The organism is Corallococcus sp. CA049B, from assembly GCF_003611685.1.
GTDB lineage: Bacteria > Myxococcota > Myxococcia > Myxococcales > Myxococcaceae > Corallococcus > Corallococcus coralloides.
This window is the reverse complement of the sequence record NZ_RAWC01000384.1, coordinates 1-3,578: the sequence shown is the minus strand read 5'-3', so window position 1 is coordinate 3,578 and position 3,578 is coordinate 1. Positions and strand designations below refer to the sequence as shown.

Sequence of the window (3,578 nt, the reverse complement as noted above, 5' to 3'; positions counted from 1 at the left end):
GGTTGGGGCCGTGGGCATGGCGCGCGGGTGGCTCCAGGGCTTCGGCGGTGGCCAACGGGCTGGAGTCGGCGCCCGCACCGGATGGGGAGGCAACGGTGCGGACCGCCGTGCCAGTCGCTCCTGATGCGGGCTCGCCCGCCACTTCCTTGAAGCAGGTCGCGGCTGTGGCGCCGGTCCGGGCCGCGCGTCCGGATGCTCCGGGCAGGTCGCCTCGGGCCGCGCCAGCGCCGCTGGCCCGCCCCGCCCAGGACTCCCCGCAGCGGCCCGTGTCCCTGGCGCCCACCGGCACGGAGCTGCCGGTTCGCGTACCGGATGCCCAGGACTTCGCGACGCTCACGGTGGTGACACGCCCCTGGGCCGAGGTGTTCGTGGACGGTCAGAGCCGGGGCTACACCCCTCGGCTGCGCGAGCTGCGGCTGTCTCCCGGCGCCCACCGGCTCCGCTTCGCCAACCCCTTGTGCGAGCCCGTCGAGGAGGTGCTCGAAGTGGAGGCCGGCGCGGCCCTCTCGCGTGAAGTCTCCCTCCAGGTGCGTGACGCGGAGGTCACCCTCGTCGCGCCCGCGGCGTCCCGCGTCTTCGTCGACGGCGTGGAGGTGGGCGTGGCCCCGCTTCACGCTCCCTTGAGGCTCTCGCACGGGGGACACCTCCTGTCCGCCCGCGCCCCCGGAGGCAACGTGCTGAGGCAATCGATTGACGCGGTGGCGGGGTCCCGCACCACGGTCGTGCTGGGGGGCGCTCCATGAAGACCGCCATCGTCGCCCTGCTGCTCGCGGCCTCCTCCCCGCTGGGCCCCGCTCGTGAGGCCTACCAGTCCGGCGACCTGCCCCGCGCCCGGACCGAGCTGGAGGCCCTGCTCCAGCCCTCGCGGCTCTCCCGTCCCCAGGAGGAGGCCGAAGCCCACCTGCTGCTCGCGGCGACGCTGCACGCCCAGGAGGACCTGCCCCGCGCGGAGCACGAAGCCGTGGAAGGGCTCGCGCTCGACCCGGACGCGAAGCTGGACCCCCTGGTGTATCCGCCGGACTTCATCGCCTTCATTGAACGGGTGCGCGCGCAGCGGCAGGACCGCATCGCCCGGCGCGCCGCCCGACTCCAGCCGCCCGTGCTCCTGCCCGGGCCCGCGACCTCCACCGCCGCTCCCGTCCTCGTCGAGTCCCGCCCGGCCTCGCGAGGCTGGTACCTGGTGCCGTTCGGCGTGGGCCACTTCGTGCACGGCCAGCGCTCCAGGGGCACCGCGCTCGCGGTAGGGCAGGGCACGACGTTCGCCGTGTCCGCCGTCTCCCTGGGGGTGGCCCTGTCCCTGCGCGGCTCGGACGGCCGCTACTCGGCCCAGGACGCGCCCACGGCCCGGGCCTTCAACGTCTCCTACCTCGTGGGGGCCTACGCCTTCGCGGCGCTCTACGCCTACGGCGTGCTGGATGGGCTGCTGTCCTCGCCCCCTCCGCCCACGGGACGCGGGCCTGGGTGAGCGCCTCGGTGCACTGACGCGGCGGCCCGCTTCGGTGTAGACGGGGCGGATGAACGACGTGAACCTGGTGGAGATCGCCCGGCGGTTCGAGCGCAAGCAGGCCACCTCCGCGGTGGGGCTTTCGACGGCGTCCGCGCCGCTCGCGGACGGCTGGATGGCGTTCGGCGGCGTGGGGTCCTACATCAACAAGTCATGCGGCTACGGCTTCGAGCGTGACGTCACGGACGCGGAGCTGGACGCGCTGGTGGACTTCTTCGCGTCGCGTGGCGTGGAGCCCAAGGCGGAGCTGAGCCCCTTCGCGCCCCAGGCCCTGCTGAAGGGGCTGGCGGCCCGGGGCTTCGTGCTGCGCGAGTTCGAGACGGTGCTGTACCGGCCGCTGCAAGCCGGGGAGGACCTGTCGAAGCTGGCCCGGGGCGCTCCCGCCGGGCTGCGCGTCGAGCGGGTGGACCCCTCCGACGACGCAGCGGTGCGCCGGTTCGTGGACATCGCCGGCAGCGGCTTCGTCCCGGAGGGCGAGTCGATGCCGGAGGTCTTCCTGGAGATGGGATTGAAGGCGGCGCGCAACCCCGCCTCGGACTCGTACGTGGCGTGGCTCGACGGCGTGGCGGTGGGGGCCGGCAGCTGCGAGGTGAGCGACGGGCTCACCTCGCTGTTCGGCACGTCGGTGCTGCCCGCGTACCGGCGGCTCGGCGTGCAGCAGGCGCTGATCGTCGCGCGGCTGGCGCGGGGGCTGGAGAAGGGCAGCGACCTGGCGGCCATCATGTCCTCGCCCGGCATCCCCACGGAGCGCAACGCCATGCGCCTGGGCTTCCTCATGGCCTACTCCCGCGCCGTGCTGGTGAAGCCCGGCGCGGGGCTGGAGCCGTCGCCCTGAACGTCAGGGGCTACGGCTGCGGCAGGGTGTACGCCAGGGGCAGCAGGGCGCCGTTCTTGTTGAAGGGGTTGTAGCTGCCCTGCGGGCCCACCCAGCCGCAGGCTCCGTAGCCGCGCATCTCCACCACCTGGAAGTTGTCATAGAAGGCCCACCACGAGGACTCGCTCGAGACGCCGGCCCGGCCGATGTTGCCGACGGGCACGGAGAACGGCGTGCCTCGCAGGTCCACGTTGGCCAGGCCCGTGCGGCTGCACCCCATGGCCGCCGCGTAGGTCATGGCCGTCACGAGCTCCTTGTTGACGTGCATGAGGGAGCCGCTGGACGTCGAGAAGGTGTGGTCCCCGGTGTCCACGGCGAGGGTGATGGGGTTCAGCCTGACGCGCGTGAACCGGGTCCGCACGTCGGTGCCCGGCGAGTTCCCTCCCGCCGTGTACTGCGAGTAGTTGGCGCCCTCCTCCGTGTGCACCAGGGGGAGGTACTCCCTGGGCGTGCCGGCCATGTCCTGGCACCAGGCCGTCCAGCGCTTCAGCGGGTCCTTGTTCACGAACAGCGCGTACTCGCCGTCCGGCGCACCGGGGCGGGCCGCCTGGAGCTCCTGGCACGTCGCGGGGAGGTCCTCGCCGCGGTAGTGGAGCTGGAGCAGGCTGCCCTGCTGGTTGAAGGGGTTGTAGCTGCCCTGCGGGCCCACCCAGCCGCAGAAGCCGTTACCGGACAGCGTGACGACCTGGCCGCCCTCGCTGGAGATGGCGGCGCCGGTCGCGTCCGCGCCGCCCACGGCGAACGACTCCGCCTCCACCGTGAACGGAGTGCCCCGCAGGTCGATGTGGCCCTGGCCCTGGCCGCCGTTGCACGCCATGGCCACGCCGTAGGGCATCGCGGTGACGGTGTCCGGCGAGTGCGTCAGCGCGCCCGTGGAGGTGGCGAAGGTCTGGTCCCCCGTGACCACGCGCAGGGTCACCGGGTCGATACGCAGCCGGGTGAAGTGGGTGCGCACGTCGGTGCCGGGGGATCCGCCGCCGGCCGTGTACTGCGAGAAGTTGGAGCCGGCGTCCGTGCGCGTGAGCGTGAGGTACTCGGTGGGCGCGCCGGCCATGTCGTGGCAGTACGCGGTCCAGGACGCGCGGATGTCACCCGCCACGTACAGCACGTAGTCGCCGTCCGGCGCTCCGGGTTGGGCGGCGCGGATCTCCAAGCAGCGGGAGGGCCGCGAGGTGAGGGGCTGGGGGCGCTCCGCCAGGG

The 3,578-nt window shown here is 73.4% G+C and carries 3 protein-coding genes and 1 pseudogene; 3 read left to right on the top strand and 1 reads right to left on the bottom strand.

Going from position 1 to position 3,578, the window contains the following annotated elements; translation table 11 throughout:
• The 3 genes and pseudogenes from D7W82_RS42080 to D7W82_RS38805 form a co-directional block, all read left to right on the top strand.
• A pseudogene (locus tag D7W82_RS42080) lies at positions 1-743 on the top strand (protein kinase); the annotation flags it as partial.
• Positions 740-1,465, top strand: coding sequence for a hypothetical protein (locus tag D7W82_RS38810; RefSeq protein ID WP_120623067.1), 726 nt, complete (start codon positions 740-742; stop codon positions 1,463-1,465). The pseudogene D7W82_RS42080 and the gene D7W82_RS38810, both read left to right, overlap by 4 nt.
• Positions 1,466-1,514: 49 nt before the next feature.
• A complete protein-coding gene (locus tag D7W82_RS38805; protein WP_120623066.1) occupies positions 1,515-2,339 on the top strand; it encodes a GNAT family N-acetyltransferase in 825 nt (274 codons plus the stop codon).
• A 10-nt stretch (positions 2,340-2,349) separates the two neighbouring features.
• Here the strand turns inward: D7W82_RS38805 and D7W82_RS38800 are convergent.
• Positions 2,350-3,578, bottom strand: a 1,229-nt coding sequence (locus D7W82_RS38800) for a GON domain-containing protein (protein WP_120623065.1), incomplete at its 5' end; no start/stop codon positions are given.